Here is an 18,299-nt window from a genome sequence, read left to right on the forward strand (position 1 = left end):
GAGAGAACGATGACTGAGCGTATATTGATTCGTGGCGCACGGATAGCGGCTGATCTCGTAGAGCGCGGCTCCGAGATTACGGCAGCGCCGCAGCAAGACATTCGCATCGAAAACGGGCGCATTGCGGCCCGTGGAGAGAAGCTCGAACCGCTAGAGGGCGAACGGGTCATCGACGCGAGCGGGCTCGTCGCGTTGACTGGGTTTGTCGATCTCCACACGCACCTGCGCGAGCCGGGTTTTGAACAATCCGAAACGGTGCTCACAGGCACTCGCGCAGCCGCTGCGGGTGGCTTCACCACGGTGTTCGCTATGGCCAATACGCTGCCGGTGCAAGATACCGCTGGTGTAGTCGAACAGGTGAAGGCGCTCGGTGATGCGGCTGGGTACGCAACAGTGCGACCAATTGGGGCAGTGACCGAAGGACTCGCGGGGGAGCGCCTCAGCGAGATTGGTGCAATGGCTCAGTCTCTCGCAGAAGTTCGAGTCTTCAGTGATGACGGTAAGTGTGTGCACGATCCGCTGCTCATGCGGCGGGCGCTCGAGTACGTGAAGACGTTTGACGGAGTTATCGCTCAGCACGCACAAGACCCGAGGCTCACTGAGGGTGCTCAGATGAACGAGGGCGCGGTCTCGAGCGAGCTTGGTCTTAAGGGATGGCCGGCGGTCGCCGAGGAGTCGATTATTGCTCGAGATGTGTTGCTTGCCGAACACGTTGGCGCCAAGCTGCACATTTGTCACCTGTCAACTGCTGGATCGGTCGAGGTGATCCGCTGGGCAAAAGCGCGGGGAATCGCGGTCACAGCCGAGGTCACCCCGCACCACCTCATTCTCACCGAAGAACTCGCGCGAACATACGACGCACGGTACAAGGTGAATCCGCCGCTTCGTCGCGATACTGACGTGCAGGCGCTTCGTGAGGCAGTTGCCGAGGGTTTGATCGACATCATCGCAACAGATCACGCCCCGCACCCCTCAGAAACGAAGGAATGCGAATGGGACTCCGCGGCCTTCGGCATGGTCGGGCTTGAGTCTGCGTTCTCAATCGCGCTTTCCACACTCGTGCAGCAAGGGTACGTGAGCTGGGCAGAGCTCGAAACGCTGCTCTCGCAAAAGCCGGCTGAAATTGGCGGTCTCTCGGTCGGCGCAGAAGGCGAACATCCGAGCGCGCTCGAAGTCGGGCAGCGCGCTGACATCGTGCTCGTAGATCCCAATGGCTCAAGCGAGTTCTCCCTTGGCCACCTTAAGGGTAAGAGCACCAACTCACCATTTCTCGGAATGGAGCTTCCTGGCCGCGTCACCCACACGATCCGCCACGGATACCTCACACTCGACGACGGGCAACTCACTGAGCCAGAAACAGTGGCGCAGAAAGCAAGCGAGGTGTCGCAATGAATCGAATCACATTCTTACTCATTTGGATTGCAATAGCCGCGGCAATCTTCACGTTCATGGCGATTGCCTGGCGTGCGCGAAAGCGACGAGACGCATCGCTCAGCCCAGCATCGATTGGGCTTGCGGATCAGCCGATCGCAACATTTGCTCATGTGAGTTACGTCTCGACCACTCCCGTGGGAGAACCCTTCGTGCGCGTCGCAGTACCCGGGCTGAGCTACAAGGGCTGGGCAGATGTTGCCGTACACCGCGAGGGCGTCGCGATTCAGGTCACCGGTGAGCCGCGAATTGAGATTTCAGCGGATCGAGTTCGTGGCACCGACACTGCTCGAGGCCGTATCGGAAAGGTCGTCGAGCGTGATGGAATCTCCCTGCTTCAGTGGGAGGCACTCCAAGCCGGCTCTGACACTCGAGCCCTCGAATCCGGTTTCAGATTTGATACCCCGGCCGAACAACGACGATTCGCGGCAGCAATCTCGGAAATGAACCCGATCCACCACACAGATTTACCGACATCAACCAGCATCACCCAGGAGGACGACGCGTGACGAATACGACGAATGAAGTGACAGCGCCGCCCGCGAGTGCACTTCCAGAGGGTGCCGCAGTACTTGTACTCGAAGATGGAACCCGTTACGAGGGGCGGGCATACGGAGCCACCGGCCGATCGCTCGGAGAGATCGTGTTCTCGACCGGCATGACTGGCTACCAAGAGACCCTTACCGATCCTTCGTATGCCGGGCAAATAGTTCTCATGACTGCTCCCCACATTGGCAACACTGGCGCCAACGACACCGACATGGAGTCACGCAAGATTTGGGTCGCTGGATTTATTGTGCGCGACCCGGCACGTCGGGTTTCGAACTTCCGCGCAGAACGCTCGCTTGACGAAGACCTCGTGAATGATGGTGTCGTAGGCATCTCAGGCATCGACACGCGTGCCGTGACCCGGCGCATACGCTCGGCCGGTGCAATGCGGGCCGGTGTATTTTCTGGGAGCGAGCTTGAACTGAGCGAAGATGAGCAACTCCAGCTCGTGCGCGAGCAAGCAGGGATGGCGGGCAAGCACCTCTCAAATGAGGTCACGACCCCAGAGCGCTATATGGTTGCGGCCGCCGAGGGCACTGAGCGCGTCGGATCGATCGCGGTGCTTGACCTCGGGATCAAGCGAGCTACAGTGCGTTACCTCTCTGAGCATGGATTCGACGTTACGGTGCTTCCCGCGTCAACCACCCTTGAGGAAATACGCGAGCTCGCTCCTGATTCGATTTTCTATTCGAATGGCCCCGGAGATCCGGCCGCGTCAGACGCGCAGGTCGAAGTGCTCGCGGGATTGCTCCGTGACGGATTGCCGTACTTCGGTATCTGCTTCGGTAACCAGCTGCTCGGCCGAGCACTCGGCTTCAACACCTACAAGCTTCCATTCGGGCACCGAGGTATCAACCAACCGGTGCTAGACAAGCGAACTGGCCGCGTTGAGATTACGGCGCAAAACCACGGATTCGCTGTGGATCTACCGATCGAAGGCGAGCACGAATCGCCAGCCGGACTCGGTCGAGTTCGCGTCAGTCACTACAGCTTGAACGACGAGGTAGTTGAGGGTCTTGAATGCCTCGATATTCCCGCGTTCTCAGTCCAGTACCATCCCGAAGCAGCGGCCGGACCGCACGACGCTTTTTACCTGTTTGATCGATTCCGCACGCTAGTGAAAGATCGTGCAGCATCCTCGTCGAACACCACCAAGGAGACCAAATAATGCCGAAGCGCCAAGACATCAACTCCGTGCTCGTCATCGGTTCGGGCCCAATCGTCATCGGTCAGGCTTGCGAGTTCGACTATTCGGGTACTCAGGCCTGCCGGGTGCTCCGTGCAGAGGGTGTCCGAGTAATTCTCGTTAACTCGAACCCCGCCACGATCATGACAGACCCCGACTTCGCCGATGCAACGTACATCGAACCGATCACCGCAGAGGTCATCGAATCGATCATCATCAAGGAAAAGCCTGATGCAATCCTGCCGACTCTGGGCGGCCAGACAGCGCTCAATGCTGCGATGGAACTGCACGAGCTCGGCATACTCGAGAAGCACAACGTAGAACTCATCGGCGCAAAGGTCGAAGCGATTCAGCGAGGCGAAGACCGACAGATATTTAAAGATCTCGTCATCGAGTCGGGCGCAGATGTCGCTCGCTCGTTCATCGCACACACGCTCGACGAGGCGAAAGAATTCGCGAAGGATCTCGGCTATCCGCTCGTCGTACGTCCCTCCTTCACAATGGGCGGCCTAGGTTCGGGCTTTGCCTACACCGAAGAAGATCTCGTGCGTATTGCGGGCGACGGCCTGCACTACTCGCCGACGAGCGAAGTGCTGCTTGAGGAGTCGATCCTTGGGTGGAAGGAATACGAGCTCGAACTCATGCGCGACACTTCGGATAACACCGTTGTTGTGTGTTCGATTGAGAACGTCGACGCGGTCGGTGTGCATACCGGCGATTCGATTACTGTCGCGCCTGCCCTTACCCTCACCGATAACGAGTATCAGAAGCTTCGCGATATCTCCATCGACATCATCCGTCGCGTTGGTGTAGACACTGGTGGCTGCAATATTCAGTTCGCTGTCGATCCCAAGACTGGGCGCGTCATCGTCATTGAGATGAACCCGCGTGTTTCACGTTCGTCGGCGCTCGCATCGAAGGCCACCGGCTTTCCTATTGCAAAGATCGCGGCAAAGCTTGCGCTTGGATACCGTCTCGACGAGATCCCGAATGATATTACGCAGAAGACCCCGGCGAGCTTCGAGCCGACGATTGATTACGTCGTCGTGAAGGCACCTCGATTCGCGTTTGAGAAGTTCCCCGCAGCCGACGACACATTGACGACAACTATGAAGTCTGTGGGGGAGGCAATGGCTATTGGCCGAAACTTCACCACCGCTTTGCAGAAATCGCTTCGTTCACTAGAGAAGCGGGGTACCTCGTTCCACTGGGGTGAGGAATCGCGTACGGTCGATGAGTTGCTGACCTCGATGGTTCGCCCGACCGATGGTCGCATTGTTGATATCCAGCAAGCTCTTCGCTTGGGCGCAACGATTGAGCAGGTCTTCGACGCTACCTCGATTGATCCGTGGTTCCTTGACCAGATCGTGCTCATCAATGAGGTCGCCGATCGCGTGAAGACCGCACCGCAACTCACACTTGATGTGCTGCGCGAGGCAAAGGATCACGGGTTCTCAGACGTTCAGATTGCAGGCATTCGCGGAGTTTCTGAGTCGGAAATTCGTGGACTGCGGCACGGACTTGGTCTGCGCCCTGTTTTCAAGACGGTTGATACCTGTGCGGGAGAATTTCCCGCGCTCACGCCGTACCACTACTCCTCGTATGATTTCGAAACCGAAGTCGAGCCGAGTGATCGCAAGAAGGTCGTAATCCTGGGATCTGGCCCGAACCGCATTGGGCAGGGCGTCGAGTTTGACTACTCATGCGTGCACTCATCGTTTGCGCTGTCAGACGCTGGCTACGAAACGATCATGATCAACTGCAACCCAGAGACTGTGTCGACCGACTATGACACGAGCGATCGGCTCTACTTCGAGCCGCTCACGCTGGAGGATGTGCTCGAAGTGATCCACGCAGAGCAGGCGAGCGGAGAGCTGCTCGGTGTAGTGGTTCAGCTCGGAGGTCAGACGGCGCTCGGACTCGCTCAGCCGCTGAAGGACGCGGGAATTCCAATTCTCGGAACTTCGCCGGAAGCGATTGACCTCGCCGAGGAGCGTGGAGCGTTCTCGAGCATCCTCGAGCAGGCAAACCTTCTTGCTCCTCGCAATGGGACAGCAATCGACGAAGAGGGTGCAGTACGCATCGCCGAAGAAATCGGCTACCCCGTTCTCGTTCGCCCGAGCTTCGTGCTCGGGGGCCGCGGTATGGAGATTGTGTACGATACCGAATCGCTGCGCGGCTACTTCGGGCGCATCGAAGGTCACGCGCTGGTTGGGCCTGGCCATCCACTCCTCGTGGATCGGTTCCTTGACGACGCAATCGAGATTGATGTTGACGCGCTCTACGACGGTGAGCAACTGTACGTGGGCGGAATCATGGAGCACATTGAGGAAGCCGGTGTGCACTCGGGCGACTCGAGCTGCACGTTGCCGCCGGTAACGCTTGGTCACGATCAGATTGCTCAGGTTCGTGAAGCAACGCGGGGAATCGCCGAGGGCATCGGTGTACGCGGGCTGTTGAACGTGCAGTTTGCGATCGGTCAGGGCGTTCTCTACGTGCTCGAGGCTAACCCTCGCGCGTCTCGTACTGTGCCATTTGTGTCGAAGGCTCTGGGCATTCCGCTCGCAAAGGCCGCTTCTCGCATTATGGTTGGTGACTCGATTCAGGATCTCATTGAATCAGGCTTCTTGCCCGAGCGCGATGGCTCTCGAACACCAATCGATGCCCCAATCGCCGTGAAGGAGGCGGTGCTTCCGTTTAAGCGTTTCCGCACCCACGAGGGCCTGGTTGTGGACTCATTGCTCGGGCCTGAGATGCGCTCTACGGGTGAGGTCATGGGCATGGACCGCGACTTCCCAACTGCATTCGCGAAGAGCCAAGCGGGCGCTGGTAGCTCGCTTCCCACTTCGGGTACGGTATTCCTCTCAGTGGCGGATCGGGACAAGCGTGCCGTCGTGCTCCCGGCACTGAGGCTCCAAGAGCTTGGGTACCGCATTCTTGCGACGCAAGGAACCCAGGTCGTGCTAGCGCGCAACGGTATCGAGTCTGAGACTGTTCGCAAGCATTCGAAGCGCGACGAGGGCGACACCATTGTGGATCTGATCAATCGGGGTGAGATCGACATGGTGGTCAACACGCCTTCTGGCAGTTCGGCTCGCGCCGACGGATACGAGATTCGCGCTGCTTCCGTTGCTGCGGACAAGCCGATCTTCACGACGATTTCTGAACTCGCGGCGGCTGTCGGTGCACTCTCGGCACTCGGTGATGGGTTCGACGTGAAGTCCCTTCAAGAGTATGAGGCAGATCGACAGGCTGCCCTATCGGCGGCAGTTTAGGAGCGACGTGTCGGCAGATGAAGTGAGCGCTCAGAGCTTCGGTGCTCGGCTGGCAGCAGAATTTGCTGCCGGCCGGCACCTGTGCGCGGGTATTGATCCACATCGCGAACTGCTCGTCGATTGGGGACTCGAGGACTCGGCTGACGGTGCCGAGCGCATGGGGCGCGAGGTCGTGGCAGCCGCCGTTGGCGTCGCCGCGTGTGTCAAGCCACAGATTTCATTTTTCGAACGCTTTGGATCGGCTGGGTTTGTGGCGCTTGAGCGCGTGCTTGCCGATGCCCGAGCTGCCGAGGTGCTCGTGATCGGCGACGTGAAGCGCGGCGACATCGGAAGCACATTCTCAGCGTACGCAGAGGCCTGGCTCGCTCCGGGTTCACCGCTCGAAGTTGACGCGATGACGGTCGCGCCCTACATGGGTTTTGAAACGCTCAAGGGCGCCTTCCCATTCGTGCGAGAGCACGGCAAAGGAATGTTCGTGCTCGCCGCAACCTCGAATCCAGAGGCTCGGCCTGTGCAAACAGCAACATCTGAGCAGGGTGTGACGCTTGCTCAGACGATGGTGTCGCACGCGAACGCTTGGAACGCCCGTGAGCACGGCAGCGACAGCGTGGGATCTATCGGGGTGGTACTTGGAGCCACGCTGAATCTTCAAGAATTTGGAATTGATGTGTCCAGGCGTGTCGAACCTTCGCTACCTGTGCTGGCCCCGGGCTTCGGGCATCAGGGTGCTCGCGTTGAGGACATTGCCAAGATATACGGCGGAATCGGCGATGCAGTGCTTGCGAGTGAATCCCGAAGTATCCTTGCAGGTGGAGGCGAACACCTCGCCGCGCGGATTCAGCACCGCGCAAACCTCATCACCCAGGCGCTCGAGGAGACACGATAGCAATGCAGCAGGGAGCGATGCCCGAGGTAGATAGAAAGGCGGCAAACCGTGCTGCGGTTGCCGCCAGGCAGGCTCGGGCCGAACTCAAACGAAAGTTGCGAGAAGGGGAGATCTCCCCACTTCGTGCGCTCGAATATTCCAGGGTCCCAGGGCATGCTGCCGCCACACTGCGGATTACCGATTTCCTGCTTTCGTTTCCATCGATCGGGGCCGTAAAAGCCGATCGAATTCGTGAGGAGCTGCAAATCTCTGAGCGCAAGCGCCTCGGTGGGCTCGGAACATTGCAGCGGGAGCGCCTCGAACAGTTCGTGCGTGAGCGCTCAGGCGCTGCTGCGCTTGGCGAACGACCACCACTCACCGTACTTGCCGGCCCCACAGCCGTTGGTAAGGGCACTGTCGCGGCGTATGTCCGTGAACACTATCCAGAGGTCAGCCTCTCGGTGTCGGCAACGACCCGCTCGCCGCGTCCCGGCGAAATCGAGGGTGTGCATTACTTCTTTGTAAATGACGAGGGGTTCGACCGTCTGCTTGCGCAAGACGAGCTCTTAGAGTGGGCAACTGTTCACAACAAATTCCGTTACGGCACCCCGAAGGGGCCCGTGCTAGACGCGAGCGCAAGAGGCGAGCGCGTGCTCTTGGAAATAGATCTTCAGGGTGCGCGTCAGGTTCGACAGAGCATGCCCGATGCCAGGCTCGTATTTCTTGCCCCACCGAGTTGGGATGAGCTCGTGCGCAGACTCGTTGGCCGGGGGACCGAGGGCGAGGAGGAGCGGGAGCGACGTTTGCAGACAGCAAAGGTTGAACTTGCGTCAGCTGATGAATTCGATGAGATCATCGTGAACGATGAAGTTGCGCATGCAGCCGAGCGCCTTGTCGAACTCATGCGGGGCGACCGCTAAGCTTTGCGCGTGAGCGTGTACACGGAGTTCGCCTCGGCATGGGGCCCGGTTGACCATGCTGCGGCAGCTGTAGCCTCGCTCGATCCTCGACAGTTCTGGGGAATTCCGCTCGCGCTCGTCGGTGCGGCGCTGCTAGCATTCGGCGCTCAGTATCAATCGAGGGGCCTCAACAAAGTCGAGCGACTCACCGGTGAAAGTGCGCATGCGGGGCTGTCGATCCGCCACATGCTCAGTCTCTTTCGCAGGCCATCGTGGATCGTGGGTACGCTCCTCTTAGGGCTTGCAGTGGTCTTTCAGCTTGGCTCACTCTCGCTGTCGCCCATCACGCTTGTTCAACCTATTGGTGTCGTTGGGTTGGTCATTACATCGGTGCTTAACTCCAGAATTTCGGGTGTGCGGCTCGGAAAGCGTGTAACCGGGGCAATTGCGCTCGCTGTTGTGAGCATTGCGATTTTTGTGTTTGTCGCGGCGACGAACGTGACTGATCAGCGGATCACCGACGAGAAACTCGTCACTGTACTCATTGCGTTTGGGGCCGTATTTTTGGTTGCGCTTACGCTATTCGCACTCTTCCGTAAGCGTGGGGTGGCACTGATATACATCGTTGGTGCAGGAGTGCTGTATGGCTTTGTTGCGACCCTCGCCAAAGTGCTCATCAGCAGATTTCAGCAGGGTGACTTCGAATGGCACACGTGGGCGTGTGCTGTCGCACTAATCGCAGGAGCTCTGCTCGGCATGCTCTTCGTGCAGAACGCCTACTCATCGGGTCCGCCAGATCTTGTGGTGGCCGGACTCACCGTTATAGATCCGATGGTCGCAGTGCTCATCGGAATCCTCATACTGGGGGAGGCCTCGAACGCTCCCGCGTGGGTTGCGGTCACTTTCGTTATCACCGGTGTCACCGCAGTTATTGGTGTGATGGGAATTTCGAAGTTCCATCCACAGACCGGCAAGTCAGTGTTGGATCACACTGGCAGCTTGCCCGTCGTAACTCCGCTTCAGCCTGACGACTAACCCGAGGTAATCACGTCAACGGTACTTGCTTGCCCGGTCGGTAAGCAGAGACGCTTTTAGCCCCCGGGATCCAGAAGCGCCACGGGAACGCTGATCCGCCAGCCTCGCCGGAAACCCCCACACGAGGGCCTCGAGCGATCTTAGGCACCGGCTCCGAGGCAAGTGAGAGGGAGAATGGCGCGGCCAGTAGATCGAGCGTGTTGTAGCGTTCGCGAGTGATCCCTAGTGCAGCTGCCAGGTTGCCCGGGCCTCGTGCGATCGCAGTGTCTGAAATACCCGACCGTGGAGGAGAAGAGGCCTCTGAGCGCTTGGCTTCACGTCTCGAGCGGGCGAGTTCGTGTCCGCTTACGATGTCACCGGCTCGCAATAACACCCCCGAGGCGATTCCCTCTGGGGAGCACACCAGATTCAACGCGTAGTGCATGCCATAGGTGAAGTAGACATATGCGTGGCCGGGCGGGCCGAACATGGCTGCGTTGCGGTCGGTGCGACGATCTCGTGCGTGTGAACCAGCATCGTATGGTCCCGTCGTACCGGCACCGTGATACGCCTCCACTTCAGTAATGCGAATACTCACCGAGCCATCTTCGCCCGCAAGCGCGAGAGTTGCACCAAGCAGTCGTGGGGCAACTTCTAACGCTTGAGCATGAAAGAAAGATCGATCCACACTGTTCATTGTATGGACGAAGCTTGTGTCGAAATTGAGAGGACTGGCGACGCCGTTGTCGGCAGCCCTGACGGCCACACTACCTCCCCTTTCGGAGCGAGACACGAACCGTGATCTTAATGTGATGATGCTCGGAAATTCGAAAAAACTACGTCGGTTTTGGATAGACTGGTGAGGTTGTCTTACGGGGCGTTAGCTCAGTTGGTTAGAGCAAAGGACTCATAATCCTTCGGTCGTGGGTTCAAGTCCCACACGCCCTACTCATCCGCAAGGTGCCTCAGTTGCGCTGCACTGAAGCGAGCTATACATCGTCATCTGCGGCGAGGCCGCCCTCAGCCTCCCACGACTCCACTCGTTCAGTCTTTGACGCCGAAAACTTGAGCCGAACGCCGTGACCCCGACCACCGTTACCGTCGGAAACGAAGTGTGCTCCGAGACGCTCGAGCGCACTCCGAAGTTCAATACGTTGATCTATTGTCAGCGGGAACAGACTCTTCTCAAAGTTGCGCAGCTGACGACGTGTCAGACCTGCCGCTTCGGCAGCGTCAGCCGCCGATACTCCAACGAGTGCTCGGGCGGCTCGAGCTAAATTTCCGGTCAGTGGAAGAGGTTCTTTGCTCATATGTTCACCCTGCCAGAACTCGCGATATTTATCGAGTGATTACGAACCCGCGATCGTGCGATCGGGATCATAGCCGGCCTCAATCAGTGAGGTGGCCCGTTCGGTCTGGGTGTTGAGTTCGAGCATGTCAGTATGCAGACCGAGATCCCGATCCACATGGAGCGCCATGGTGTGCGCGGCATGCCGAACATCTCGTGCCTCGATTGCCTCGACGAGAGCCCTATGATCTGAGTGCATGGTCTCAATCGTGGTGCCGAGAAACACTCTGTTCTCTGCTCCAGCGCGTTCGAGCACAGACATGACGCCGAGGTATAGGTCGAGGAGGAGCTTGCTACCACTTGCCTCAACAATGAGCCGGTGGAAAGATTCAGGCGTAGTGCTTCTGTTGCAGGTGTCATGCGTTTGTGTTCCCGCAGTGACCGATGCCTGAAGTGCTCGTTTTAGCGCTGCCAGCTGCTCGTCAGTGCGATTCACGGCCGCGTGCTGGCTCGCTTCAATTTCAAGCGAACGACGATACACCAGCACTTCCTCGAGATCTTGGTCAGCAAGAAACTCGGAGATGATCGAACTCACCGGCGTTCGGGACCGTACGAATGTGCCAACACCCGGAACGCTCTCGAGCATCCCGAACGCAGCGAGGGACCGTACTGACTCGCGAACCGTGGAGCGACCCACTCCGATGAGTTCTACGAGTTCGGGTTCTTTTGGAATGAGGCTTCCCACTTCCCAATCGCCAGCGGTGATTTTGGCGCGCAAGAAATCGATAGTATCGCGCACCTTTTGGGAGCCGCGGGTAGAGCCTGCCATGAATGACCTCGTATGTAAGTGAGCTAGACCTAACTATATCGGTGAGAACGCTACGAAACTCCTCCAACGCGCGAAGGGGAGGCAGGTTGTTGCGGGATCGACGAGCCCAATTTCACTAAATCAGATGTTATACATCAGATCTACAGGAAACCTGATGATACGGTGCAAGTCATGAGCAAATCCACTTCGATGACAACAGCATCAAACTCAGACTCGCTCCCGTACGACGCGCTCCTGGTGTGCTCATTTGGTGGCCCGAACCAGTCAGAAGATGTCGTTCCGTTTTTGCGCAATGTCACCCGCGGCAAAAACATCCCCGAGGAACGTCTGGTTGAGGTTGGGGAGCACTACTACCGCTTTGGCGGAAAGAGTCCAATCAACGAACAGAACCTGCAGCTCGTTGAGGCACTACAAGAAGAACTCAGCGACCGAGGCGTGAATCTCCCAGTGATTTGGGGAAACCGTAACTGGCACCCGTACACAACCGACACATTGCGCGATGCGGCCGCATTTGGCACTCAGCGTGTGCTTACGCTCGTCACGAGCGCGTACGCCTCTTACTCCGGCAGTCGTCAGTACCGCGAACACTTGGCCGAAGCCGTCAACGTTCTCGGGTCAGCTGCCCCGAGCATCGATATTCTGCGGCCATTCTTTAATGATCCCGGGTTCGCGCTCGCGAACGCGGACGCGATTGGAGAAGCAGCCTCACGAATCGACGGTGGCCTCCAAGACGTACATATTGTGTACGTCACTCACTCAATTCCTGACACGATGCAAGAAGCATCGGCTGTCACTGGTCCCGGGTATCGCGAACAGCACCTCGACGTTATGGCAACGATCAACAGTGAGCTCGAGACGAGACACTCGGTTTCGTTCGACTCTTCGTTGGCATATTGCTCACGCTCCGGAGACCCCCGCGTGCCCTGGCTGGAACCCGATGTGAACGATCACATTGAAGCACTCGCTTCCCAGGGCGTTCGACGCATCATTATTGCTCCAATCGGTTTCATTTCCGACCATATGGAGGTTGCATTCGATCTCGATATTGAGGCACTCGAGACCGCGGGTGAACAGGGGGTTCAGGCGGTGCGAGCTGACACGGTAGGTGTGCGCAAGGTTTTTATTTCGGGTCTTGTTGACATGATTCTTGAGCGCGCAGCGCGTGAGCGCGGTGAAGAGGTTGCCCCCACAGTGAGTGGATCGTACGCAGCTTTCCCCGACATCGCACCACCAGGAAGCTGCCGCATGCGACACGGCGAGGTGACGGGGATCCAGGTTATTGCGGGCGAAGATGACTAGAAAACCCTGTTAAGGCGAGCCTTTCCTTGCTTGCGCTGAAAACTCTAACGCGTATCGTTAACTAGTAAGGCGGAACAAAATGAACCGCTCAATCGTGTAGATGGAGGGAAACTATGGCCTATCTAGAAAAGCACTCGACTACACTTCGAGACGATGACGCACGACTTGCAGGTGTTGCGAAACACCTCACGCCAGTGCTTCACAACCTCATTGCCCTCGGAGTAAACGGCAAGCAAGCCCATTGGCATGTTCGCGGTGAAAACTTCGTGTCTGTACACGAATTTCTCGATGAGATTATTGCTCATGCCCAAGACAACGCGGACACGATTGCTGAGCGACTCGTAGCCCTAGGGCTCGCAGTTGACGCACGAATCAACACGGTTGCCGAGAAGTCGGGCAACCCTGCAATGCTGGTCGGCTTTCAGCAGGCTGAGGTGACGGTTCGTGAGATGATCGCGCAGCTCGATGCAACGCTCGACGCGCTCTACAGTGCAGTCGACGGACTTGAGCGAATTGATCCTGTGAGCCAGGATCTCGTCATTGCCGCTGCGCAACTATTTGACAAGGATCGTTGGTTCCTGAATTCCCACTACGCAAAGTAGACCTGCAGGTTCGTCTATACAACAAAGGGGCCGCGTCCTCACCATCTGGTGGGTACGCGGCCCCTTTGTTGTGAACCTTAGTCCGGTCCGTGAAATCTTACGAGTCGTAGGAACGTACTGCGATCACTGCGTTATGGCCACCAAAACCAAACGAGTTCGAGATTGCCAGCTGTGGGCCATCGCCGAGGGGCTGTGGATCGCTCGAGACTTGGAGTGGAATCTCCGGATCTCGATTTACGAGGTTGATAGTTGGGGGAGCTGTGCGATTGTGTACGGCGAGAATTGAGAACATCGCCTCAAGTGCACCTGTGCCACCGAGCAGGTGACCAGTGGCAGCCTTCGTTGCAGAAACTGGAATTTCACGAGCTCGATCACCGAATACTCCGAGCAATGCGGTGTACTCGTTGATGTCACCGACAGGAGTCGAGGTTGCGTGAGCATTGATATGCGTCACTTCCTCTGGTCGTGCACCGGCCTGTGAAAGAGCCAGCTTCATTGCACGTATTGCCCCGTGACCCTCTGGGTCATTAGCCGTGATGTGGTACGAGTCAGCAGTGACACCACCGCCTGCGATTTCTGCGTAAATCTTGGCACCACGAGCCAAAGCGTGCTCTTCAGTTTCGAGTACGAGCGCAGCCGCACCCTCGCCCATAACGAACCCATCGCGATCGATGTTGTACGGACGCGACGCTGTTTCGGGGGAGTCGTTGCGCTTCGACAGAGCTTGCATCGCCGCGAACGAAGCGATCGTAACGGGGTGGATCGCAGCCTCTGATCCGCCAGCGATTACAACGTCAGCCAGACCGAGCTGTAGGTGCTCATATGCGTTCGCAATTGATTCTGTGCTTGAGGCACACGCCGACGCAACGGTGCGTGCGTATGCTCGTGCCTCGAAATGCATGGATACGGCCGCGGAAGGGGCATTCGGCATAAGCATGGGGACGGTGAGCGGCATGACTCTGCGAGGCCCCTTTTCGCGCAGTGTGTCCCAAGCATCGAGAAGCGACCACACGCCGCCGATGCCAGTTGCCCAGTCAACGCCGAGTCGCTCGGCGTGAACGTTCGGTGTGCCGGCGTCTTCAAATGCTTCCTTCGCTGCGATGAGTGCGAACTGGCTCGACGGGTCTAAGCGTTTCGCTATCGGGCGATCTAGCACTTCTGATGGGTGAACTCGCGCTTGACCCGCGAAAGTGACAGGGAGTTCATACTGCGCTACCCATTCCTGCTCCAGGGTGCGAACGCCCGACTCACCAGCGAGGAGGGACTCCCAGCTCTCGGGTGCTGTGCCGCCAAGCGGTGAACTGGCCCCGATGCCGGTGACTACGATCTTCTTGCTCATGTTGTGTGCTCTCCGCGAGTGTGAGGAGGTGGAACCGGTAAATCCGGCAAAACTTTGGGAAATTAGGCGGCGTTGGGGTGGGGCGCGCACATGCGATGTCTCACGCGCCCCTCCCAGCCGCGACTGTTGTTGTTAGGCCTGAGCCTTAACAATGAAATCTACTGCGTCACCAACGGTCTTGAGGTTCTTGACTTCCTCATCGGGGATCTTGACGTCAAACTTCTCTTCTGCGTTAACGACAATGGTCATCATCGAGATTGAGTCGATATCGAGGTCATCGGTGAACGACTTGTCTGCTGCGACAACGTCTGCAGCGATTCCAGTCTCATCGTTGATGAGTTCTGCAAGACCTGCAAGTACCTCTTCATTGCTGAATGCCATGTGTTTCTCCTTATTTGATTGGACTTGAGATGAAACGTATGTGGGATATTTTCTCGCACATTCCTTTGCCCGACTTACCGGCGCGCGGGAAACGCGAGGGTGGTGGGCTAGGGAAGCTCGACGACCTGCGCTCCGTACACGAGACCCGCACCGAAGCCAATCGTCAGTGCGAGTTTGCCAGAGAGTTCTGGTTGCTCTTGCAGCAGCGTGTGCATTGCGAGTGGAATGGACGCAGCCGAAGTGTTGCCCTGCATTTCGATATCGCGAGCGATTGCTACACTCTCGGGCAGCTTCAACTGCTTTGCGAACTCGTCAATAATTCGCATGTTTGCCTGGTGCGGAATGAATGCTCCGAGATCACCCGGTTCAATACCCGAGACCTCGAGGGTATGGCGTGCAACCTTTGCCATCTCCCAAACCGCCCAGCGAAACACACTCTGGCCGTCTTGACGCAGTGTCGGCCACTCGACGAGTCCGCCACCGTTCCGGTACTGCTGGAACGACGAGGTCATGCCGATGGTTTCCCACTTTTCACCATCGGAACCCCAAACTGTCGGGCCGATACCAGTGTGATCACTCGGGCCAACAATGACCGCACCCGCGCCGTCCGCGAGAAGGAACGAAATCGAACGATCGGTGGGGGACACGACATCTGAGAGCTTCTCAGCGCCGATAACAAGAACGTTCTTGCATGTACCTGAGCGAACAAGCGCATCGGCTTGCCCAACCCCATACACATATCCCGCGCAGGCTGCAGAAATATCGAATGCAGCGGCTGGGGTGAGCCCCAAACGATGAGCGGCCAGCGCCGCCATTGACGGGGTGATCGCCGTGTTGGAAATAGTTGAAATGATTACGCCATCGATTTCGGATCTATCAAGTCCTGATTTCGTGATGGCTTCCTCGCCGGCATCAACCGCGAGGTCGACCGCAAGGATGTCGGCACTCGCGCGCTTGCGCTGAATGATTCCAGTGCGTTGGCGGATCCACTCATCTGATGAGTCGATCGGACCAACGAGATCATCGTTCGGAACATCGAGGTCGCCGCGAGCGGCGCCAACCGAAAGGATGCGTGTGTGTGCCGGACCAGTTGGCTGTACGAGAGATGCCAAGATTCGTTCCTTTCGGTTACGCCGCGTCGGCGATAAGTTGAACGGCCGCGTCGAGGTCTGCTGGTGACTTCACTGCAACAGAGGGAATGCCTTTGAGGCCACGCTTCGCAATGCCTGTGAGTGCGCCCGCGGGTGCAAGCTCGATAAGCCCAGTGATTCCCGCAGCGGTAAACGACTCCATGCATGAGTCCCACCGCACCGGGTGTGCAATTTGCGAGACAAGTGAGTCGCGGAATGCCGAACCACTCGTCACCAGCCCACCGTCTGCATTGCTCCAAAGACTATGGGACGGGTCGGAGACATTAGTCGCCGCGGCGGCTTCAGCGAGCACCGGAACTGCACTCGCCATGTAGGTCGTATGGAAAGCTCCAGCAACCTGGAGTGGGATGACGCGAGCACCGCGCGGTGCACTCTCGGCAAGGGTGGCAAGACCGTCGAATGCTCCCGCCGCCACAATTTGCCCGCCTCCGTTGCGGTTTGCGGCAGTCAGGCCCGCTGCTTCGATAGCTGCCAGAACGTCTTCTTCAACGCCGCCGACGACGGCTGACATTCCCGTCTTCTCAACTGCCGCAGCCTCTGCCATAGCGCGGCCACGTACACCGACAAGTCGAACGGCATCAACTTCGCTGAACACTTCGGCAGCGGCGGCGGCGGCGAACTCGCCAACTGAATGTCCGGCGACTCCCACATCTGTAAGGTCAACCCTGGATGCAAGAGCACGCCAGGTAAGAATTGATGCAGCAACAATAAGAGGTTGAGCGGTCTCGGTTGCGCGAATGGTGTCAGCATCACTGACTGTGCCATGCATAACGAGGTCTACGCCGGAGGCTTCCGAGGCGGTACCTAAAAAGGATCGCGCAGCATCGTCTTCAATCCAATCAGCAAGAAAGCCTGGAGTCTGTGAGCCCTGTCCTGGGCAGGCGATAACAATCACGTCTAATAGTTTCTCAGATCGGCCAGCCTAAGACTGCATAGACTCGACCACAAATTTGATAAATCCTTGTAGGTTATGGCTAGGATTGCCGTCGGTTCCCTCGCCGATTGCCCTGCTGAGCGATAGAGCCCGCGATGAGCGCTGACTGCAAGATGAGAGATTCGCGCGCTCCCGTTGCGTTCCAGCCAATGACTTCTGAAACCTTCTTCAGGCGATACCGCACAGTGTTTGGGTGTACAAACAATTCACGCGCGGTTCCTTCAAGTGAGCGACCGTTGTCGAGGTAACACCACAGTGTTTCCATGAGTTCACTTGAGTGGGCCAGCAGTGGCTCATAAATCTGCTCGATGAGCGTGCGCCGTGCCAACCCATCACCCGCGAGGGCGCGCTCTGGAAGTAAGTCATCTGCAAGCACGGGGCGAGGTGCGTGGCGCCATGACCTCGCAACTGCGACGCCAGCAAGCGCTGCTCGTGCGCTTCGAGATGCTTCAATGAGGGTGTCAACCGTCGGTCCGAGAACTAGCGGTCCGTCACCGAATCCTTCACTTAGGCGTGTTGCGATATCGAGGAACGACAGCAGGGGCTCTTCTGCTGCGGGCAGTTTTTCGGCATCGTGAGGCTGAGGAACCATTCGCCCAAGCACCAACACGAGTCGTGTGCCTTGCAAACCAATTAATACATCGGCGCCGGCGTGGCGCGCGGTGCGGCGCAACTGATCCACATCGACACTGCGCTCTGCACTGCCAACAAGTACAGCTGCTTCGCCCTCTCCATGCCACCCGAGGGCTGCGATGCGGCTCGGCAGCTCGTCGTCAGACTCACCGGTGAGAATCGAGTCCACCACGAGGGCCTCAAGTCGCGCGTCCCAGAGGCCTCGGGCTTCGGCTTGCCGCGCATACACATCTGCTGCAGCGAAGGCTACATCACGTGAGTAGTGAAGCACTGCCTCCCGCAGTGCTTCACTACGCGGGGTGACTCTGTCTTCTACCACAGTCACGACTACACGAATGAGTTGAAGTGTTTCCTGCAGACTGATTGAACGTAAGAGTTCTCGGGGTGCAGAACTGAACACATCAGATGCAATCCAGGGTGTTGAAGTTGGGTCTTCATACCACTGGATGAACGAGCTGATGCCAGTTTGCGCGACCAAACCAACAGCTGACCTGCGGCTTGGCGGCATGCTCCCGTACCAGGGGAGTGTGTCTTCAAGTCTCGTTACAGTTTGCGTTGCGAGTTCACCAGCGATTGTTCGCAGCCACGCGAGTTCCTGCTCTTTTGTTCCCGTTGTCATGAGCG

The 18,299-nt window shown here is 57.9% G+C and carries 17 protein-coding genes and 1 tRNA gene; 10 read left to right on the forward strand and 8 right to left on the reverse strand.

From position 1 onward, the window contains the following. Positions 1–9: 9 nt before the first annotated feature. Genes H9L06_RS01750 through H9L06_RS01780 form a run of 7 tightly spaced genes read left to right on the forward strand, consistent with a single transcriptional unit; the run spans position 10 to position 9,240 of the window. The gene (locus H9L06_RS01750) at positions 10–1,392 is read left to right on the forward strand and encodes a dihydroorotase (protein WP_187555590.1); all 1,383 of its coding nucleotides are present in this window, start codon (positions 10–12) and stop codon (positions 1,390–1,392) included. After that, a complete protein-coding gene (locus tag H9L06_RS01755; protein ID WP_187555591.1) occupies positions 1,389–1,940 on the forward strand; it encodes a PH-like domain-containing protein in 552 nt (183 codons plus the stop codon). Before H9L06_RS01750 ends, H9L06_RS01755 begins: the two co-directional genes overlap by 4 nt. Then, positions 1,937–3,148 carry a glutamine-hydrolyzing carbamoyl-phosphate synthase small subunit gene (carA, locus tag H9L06_RS01760; RefSeq protein ID WP_187555592.1) on the forward strand — a complete coding sequence of 404 codons (1,212 nt, stop codon included), beginning with the start codon at positions 1,937–1,939 and terminating at the stop codon, positions 3,146–3,148. The genes H9L06_RS01755 and carA overlap by 4 nt, the downstream gene beginning before the upstream one ends. Further along, positions 3,148–6,441 carry a carbamoyl-phosphate synthase large subunit gene (carB, locus tag H9L06_RS01765; RefSeq protein ID WP_187555593.1) on the forward strand — a complete coding sequence of 1,098 codons (3,294 nt, stop codon included), beginning with the start codon at positions 3,148–3,150 and terminating at the stop codon, positions 6,439–6,441. The genes carA and carB overlap by 1 nt, the downstream gene beginning before the upstream one ends. Positions 6,442–6,448: 7 nt before the next feature. Next, positions 6,449–7,327 carry an orotidine-5'-phosphate decarboxylase gene (gene pyrF / locus H9L06_RS01770; protein ID WP_246454440.1) on the forward strand — a complete coding sequence of 293 codons (879 nt, stop codon included), beginning with the start codon at positions 6,449–6,451 and terminating at the stop codon, positions 7,325–7,327. Positions 7,328–7,329: 2 nt separating this feature from the next. Next, the gene (gene gmk / locus H9L06_RS01775) at positions 7,330–8,226 is read left to right on the forward strand and encodes a guanylate kinase (protein ID WP_187555595.1); all 897 of its coding nucleotides are present in this window, start codon (positions 7,330–7,332) and stop codon (positions 8,224–8,226) included. 9 nt (positions 8,227–8,235) lie between these two features. Further along, a complete protein-coding gene (locus tag H9L06_RS01780; protein WP_246454441.1) occupies positions 8,236–9,240 on the forward strand; it encodes a DMT family transporter in 1,005 nt (334 codons plus the stop codon). Positions 9,241–9,250: 10 nt separating this feature from the next. Here the strand turns inward: H9L06_RS01780 and H9L06_RS01785 are convergent, their stop codons facing one another. Next, positions 9,251–9,916 (reverse strand): DNA-3-methyladenine glycosylase, encoded by a 666-nt coding sequence (locus H9L06_RS01785; RefSeq protein WP_187556286.1) that lies wholly within the window; start codon positions 9,914–9,916, stop codon positions 9,251–9,253. A gap of 177 nt (positions 9,917–10,093) precedes the next feature. On the opposite strand from H9L06_RS01785, the gene H9L06_RS01790 reads away from it, so the two are divergent. Next, positions 10,094–10,167 (forward strand) — tRNA-Ile (locus tag H9L06_RS01790). A 41-nt stretch (positions 10,168–10,208) separates the two neighbouring features. On the opposite strand, the gene H9L06_RS01795 is transcribed toward H9L06_RS01790, so the two are convergent. Together H9L06_RS01795 and H9L06_RS01800 are read right to left on the reverse strand one after the other, a co-directional pair. Then, on the reverse strand, positions 10,209–10,529 hold the full coding sequence (locus H9L06_RS01795; RefSeq protein WP_187555597.1) for an XRE family transcriptional regulator: 321 nt from the start codon (positions 10,527–10,529) through the stop codon (positions 10,209–10,211). Positions 10,530–10,568: 39 nt separating this feature from the next. Then, positions 10,569–11,336, reverse strand: a complete 768-nt coding sequence (locus H9L06_RS01800) for a FadR/GntR family transcriptional regulator (RefSeq protein ID WP_187555598.1) — start codon at positions 11,334–11,336, stop codon at positions 10,569–10,571. A 171-nt stretch (positions 11,337–11,507) separates the two neighbouring features. Between H9L06_RS01800 and H9L06_RS01805 the strand changes: the two genes are divergently transcribed. Continuing rightward, the gene (locus H9L06_RS01805) at positions 11,508–12,635 is read left to right on the forward strand and encodes a ferrochelatase (protein ID WP_246454442.1); all 1,128 of its coding nucleotides are present in this window, start codon (positions 11,508–11,510) and stop codon (positions 12,633–12,635) included. 113 nt (positions 12,636–12,748) lie between these two features. Beyond that, entirely contained in the window at positions 12,749–13,237 is a 489-nt protein-coding gene (locus H9L06_RS01810; RefSeq protein WP_187555599.1) for a Dps family protein, read from the forward strand. A gap of 97 nt (positions 13,238–13,334) precedes the next feature. Here H9L06_RS01810 and H9L06_RS01815 read toward each other — a convergent pair whose 3' ends face one another. From H9L06_RS01815 to H9L06_RS01835, 5 genes are all read right to left on the reverse strand, one after another. Continuing rightward, entirely contained in the window at positions 13,335–14,576 is a 1,242-nt protein-coding gene (locus tag H9L06_RS01815; RefSeq protein ID WP_187555600.1) for a beta-ketoacyl-[acyl-carrier-protein] synthase family protein, read from the reverse strand. Between the two features lie 132 nt (positions 14,577–14,708). After that, positions 14,709–14,957 (reverse strand): acyl carrier protein, encoded by a 249-nt coding sequence (locus tag H9L06_RS01820; RefSeq protein ID WP_099725062.1) that lies wholly within the window; start codon positions 14,955–14,957, stop codon positions 14,709–14,711. Between the two features lie 107 nt (positions 14,958–15,064). Then, positions 15,065–16,069: a beta-ketoacyl-ACP synthase III gene (locus H9L06_RS01825; protein ID WP_187555601.1), complete on the reverse strand. Its 1,005-nt coding sequence runs from the start codon at positions 16,067–16,069 to the stop codon at positions 15,065–15,067. Between the two features lie 16 nt (positions 16,070–16,085). After that, positions 16,086–17,003 carry an ACP S-malonyltransferase gene (locus H9L06_RS01830; RefSeq protein WP_187555602.1) on the reverse strand — a complete coding sequence of 306 codons (918 nt, stop codon included), beginning with the start codon at positions 17,001–17,003 and terminating at the stop codon, positions 16,086–16,088. A 79-nt stretch (positions 17,004–17,082) separates the two neighbouring features. Then, complete coding sequence (locus tag H9L06_RS01835) at positions 17,083–18,294, reverse strand: PucR family transcriptional regulator (protein ID WP_187555603.1); 1,212 nt, start codon at positions 18,292–18,294, stop codon at positions 17,083–17,085. Positions 18,295–18,299: the final 5 nt, after the last annotated feature.

Source organism: Leucobacter denitrificans (assembly GCF_014396385.1).
Taxonomy (GTDB): Bacteria; Actinomycetota; Actinomycetes; order Actinomycetales; family Microbacteriaceae; genus Leucobacter; species Leucobacter denitrificans.